Annotated in this window: 2 protein-coding genes and 1 pseudogene; all 3 read left to right on the forward strand. The window is 68.2% G+C overall.

All coding sequences use genetic code 11. The features are described from left to right. Positions 1–475 precede the first annotated feature (475 nt). Positions 476–1654: a cell division protein ZapE gene (gene zapE / locus Q8M82_RS22820; RefSeq protein WP_305693585.1), complete on the forward strand. Its 1179-nt coding sequence runs from the start codon at positions 476–478 to the stop codon at positions 1652–1654. A 207-nt stretch (positions 1655–1861) separates the two neighbouring features. Continuing rightward, entirely contained in the window at positions 1862–2461 is a 600-nt protein-coding gene (locus Q8M82_RS22825; RefSeq protein ID WP_305693586.1) for a TetR/AcrR family transcriptional regulator, read from the forward strand. A gap of 262 nt (positions 2462–2723) precedes the next feature. After that, positions 2724–3683, forward strand: a pseudogene (gene mdh / locus Q8M82_RS22830) (malate dehydrogenase); the annotation flags it as partial. Positions 3684–3759 lie beyond the last annotated feature (76 nt).

Raw genomic sequence — 3759 nt, forward strand, 5'->3', positions numbered from 1 at the left:
AGAAGGCGATCTGGTCGGCATCAAACACCTGCGCGCGGGACGGGGTGGCGGCTGTTGGCGCTGCTTCGACACGACATTCGACATCGACATCGGCACGCAGCCGTCGACTGCGACGCCACCACCGTCCCGCGCATCCCCTCGGATACGCCTTGGAGAGCCCGAAAACCCCGCGGCGTGAGCCGGCCGGGGCTTTCGGTGCGTCGGGCAAGGCGTGACGCAGGTTTAGATATGCGCGGTCGTCCCGGACAAGCCGCGCAGCGGCGCCGATCCGGGACCCATTCCGGAACGGGTCAGGCATGGATCCCGGATCTCCGCTTCGCTGCGTCCGGGATGACCGCGCGGGGGAGAGGGGCTGGTCATGAGAGGGGAAGGGGCGCGCACCGCCCCCTCCGCTCTTGCCACGCATCGGGCTTGCCGGGCCGGCGGGGCTGCCGTAACCCGGTAGACCCCAGCGCCTGCCGAAGACCGCCCCGCCATGACCGCCTCGATCGCCCAACGCTATGCCGCCCTGGTCGACACCGGGGCGATCGAGCGCGATCCGGCGCAGGTCGCCGTGGTCAAGCGGCTGCAGGCCCTGGCCGAGGCGATCGCCGCGCAGCGTCTGGCGCAGAAGAGCAGCGCGCTGGGCTGGCTCTTCGGCAAGAAGGCGGCGGCGAAGGACGTGCCCAAGGGGCTCTACATCTGGGGCTCGGTCGGCCGCGGCAAGACCATGCTGATGGACCTGTTCTACGAGTCCGTCGCGGTGCCGCAGCGCCGGCGGGTGCATTTCCACGAATTCCTCGCCGACGTCCATGGCCGCATCCACGCCTATCGCCAGAAATTCAAGGCCGGCGAGGTCAAGGATCCCGATCCGATCGGCCCCATCGCGGCGGATCTGGCGAAGGAGGCGCGGCTGCTCTGCTTCGACGAGTTCACCGTCACCGACATCGCCGATGCGATGATCCTCGGGCGGCTGTTCACGGCGCTGTTCGCCGCCGGCGTCGTGGTGGTCGCGACCTCGAATGTCGAGCCGTCGCGGCTCTATGAGGGCGGGCTGAACCGCTCGCTGTTTTTGCCCTTCGTGGCGCTGCTGGCCGAGAAGGTCGAGGTTCTCAAGCTCGAGGCGCGGACCGATTTTCGGATGGAAAAGCTCGGCGGCGCGCCGGTCTATCGCGTGCCGGCCGATGCGGCGGCGGAGGCCGCGCTGGACGAGGCCTTCCGCAAGCTCTCGGGCGCGGCGAAGGGGCAGCGCCTCGTCATCGACGTGAAGGGGCACGATCTGGTGGTGCCGCAGGCGGCGGCGGGCGTGGCGCGGGCGGGCTTCGGCGATCTCTGCAACAAGGCCTATGGCGCCTCGGACTATATCGCGCTGGCGCAGCGCTTCCACACGCTGGTGCTCGACGACATTCCCGTGCTGGCCGACGAGCAGCGCAACGAGACCAAGCGCTTCATCATCCTGATCGACACGCTCTACGAGCATCATGTGAAGCTCGTCGCCTCTGCCCAGGCCGAGCCGCACGAGCTCTACCGCGCCACCACCGGCCGCGAGGCCTTCGAGTTCGACCGCACGGTGTCGCGGCTGATCGAGATGCGCTCGGACGATTATCTCGGCCTGCCGCATGGAAGGGCGGATTCGGCGGCGAGCGGCGACAGCGGCGGGTTGGTGGAGACGTGAGGATGGTGGGCTCCGGAACCTCAGCCGTCATTCCGGGGCGCCCGCAGGGCGAGCCCGGAACCCATGACCACGACGTTGCCGATCTCAACGCCGTTGGGGCCAGGCCTGACCGGGGGGCGGCGGTGTGCATGGGTTCCGGGCTCATCGCTACGCGATGCCCCGGAATGACGGCGTCGCGGTTCTGTCTGCGGGAGCTCGGGTGAAGCCATGACCCAGCGCGAGCCCAGCGAGACCCGCATTCTCACGGTCGCCAGCGAGCATCTGCGCCGGTTCGGGCTGAAGCGTTTCACGGTCGTCGCCGTCGCCGAAGAGGCGGGCATGACCCATGCCAATGTCTACCGCTACTTTCCCTCGCGGGCGGCGCTGGTCGATGCGGTCGTCGATGTCTGGCTGAAGGCGACGGAGCGGCATCTGGCCGACATCGCCGACGGGCCCGACCCCGCCGACGACAAGCTCGAGCGGTTGATCCTGGCGCTGGCCAAGGCCAATCGCGACCTGCTGACCGAGGAGCCTCATCTCTTCGCCGCCCTGTCGCAGGCGGTGGCCAAGCGCCACGCGATCAGCCGGCGCAACCGGGCGCGGGTGCGGGCGCTGTTCGAGCGGGTGATCGACGAGGGCATCGCGTCCGGCACCTTCGAGCCGCGCGACCGCGACCGGGCGATCGCCTTCGTCATCGACGCGACGCATCGCTTCATCCATCCCGCGGCGCTGGAACTGGAGTCGGACGTGCCGCAGGCTTCCGTCGACATTCGCCTGTCGACCCTGATCCGCGTCTCGCTGCGGGTGCTGATCAGCGGGATCGTCTGACGAAATCGCATGACGAATTACATCTCGTGTAAATTGTCATTAAGGCCATTCCGTGTCATTCTCGGGCGGTTGGAGGGATGGTTCCCGCTAAGTGATTGATAAGTCGGGGGCGAGGTCGAACCGCCCCGGCTGCAGGCGGTCTGCGCCGGGCTTGCGCGCCTTATCGCGCAAGGGTTGCGGCAAAAGGGCCATTTGGGCCAAAGGAACGCACGGTTTCGCCGGGACTCCGGCTTTTCGCAGCGTCAGGACAAAGGACTAGGCCATGGCCCGCAAGAAGATCGCCCTCATCGGCGCCGGCCAGATCGGCGGCACGCTCGCCCATCTCGCCGGCTTGAAGGAACTCGGCGACATCGTCCTGTTCGACATCGCCGACGGCATCCCGCAGGGCAAGGGCCTCGACATCGCCGAGTCGTCCCCGGTCGACGGCTTCGACGCCGCCTACAAGGGCACCTCGTCCTATGAGGACATCAAGGGCGCCGATGTGATCATCGTCACCGCCGGCGTGCCGCGCAAGCCCGGCATGAGCCGCGACGACCTGATCGGCATCAACCTGAAGGTGATGAAGGCGGTCGGCGAGGGCATCAGGACCTACGCCCCCAAGGCCTTCGTGATCTGCATCACCAACCCGCTCGACGCGATGGTCTGGGCCCTGCAGAAGTTCTCGGGCCTCAAGCCCAACATGATCTGCGGCATGGCCGGCGTGCTCGACTCGGCCCGCTTCCGCCACTTCCTCGCCGACGAGTTCCAGGTCTCGGTCAAGGACGTCCAGGCCTTCGTGCTCGGCGGCCATGGCGACGACATGGTGCCGCTGGTGCGCTATTCCGGCGTCGCCGGCATCCCGCTGCCCGACCTCGTCAAGATGAAGTGGACGACGCAGGAGCGCCTCGACGCCATCGTCGAGCGCACCCGCAAGGGCGGCGGCGAGATCGTCAACCTGCTCAAGACCGGCTCGGCCTTCTACGCGCCCGCCGCCTCGGCGATCGCGATGGCCGAGAGCTATCTCAAGGACCAGAAGCGCGTCCTGCCGGCGGCTGCGGCGCTGCGCGGCCAGTACGGCGTCAAGGACATGTTCGTCGGCGTGCCGGTGGTGATCGGCGCCAAGGGTGTCGAGCGGGTCGTCAAGATCCGCCTCAACGCCGCCGAGAAGGAGATGCTGGCGAAGTCGGTCGCCTCGGTGCTGGGCCTGTTGGAGGCGTGCAAGGCATTCGTTTCGTCAGTGGCGTGTTCCTGGAGGGGGGGGTCGGGGGGCGCGCTCACGGCGCAGCGCCCGGACCCGCCCGCCCCGCCATCCCCCATAA

Origin of the sequence: Allobosea sp., from assembly GCF_030694325.1 — a bacterium.
GTDB lineage: Bacteria > Pseudomonadota > Alphaproteobacteria > Rhizobiales > Beijerinckiaceae > Allobosea.

What these genes read in the sequence shown, in the direction of transcription:
- zapE (WP_305693585.1), top strand. Translation starts at nt 476, where the DNA reads ATGACCGCCTCGATCGCCCAACGCTATGCCGCCCTGGTCGACACCGGG.
- Q8M82_RS22825 (WP_305693586.1), top strand. Translation starts at nt 1,862, where the DNA reads ATGACCCAGCGCGAGCCCAGCGAGACCCGCATTCTCACGGTCGCCAGC.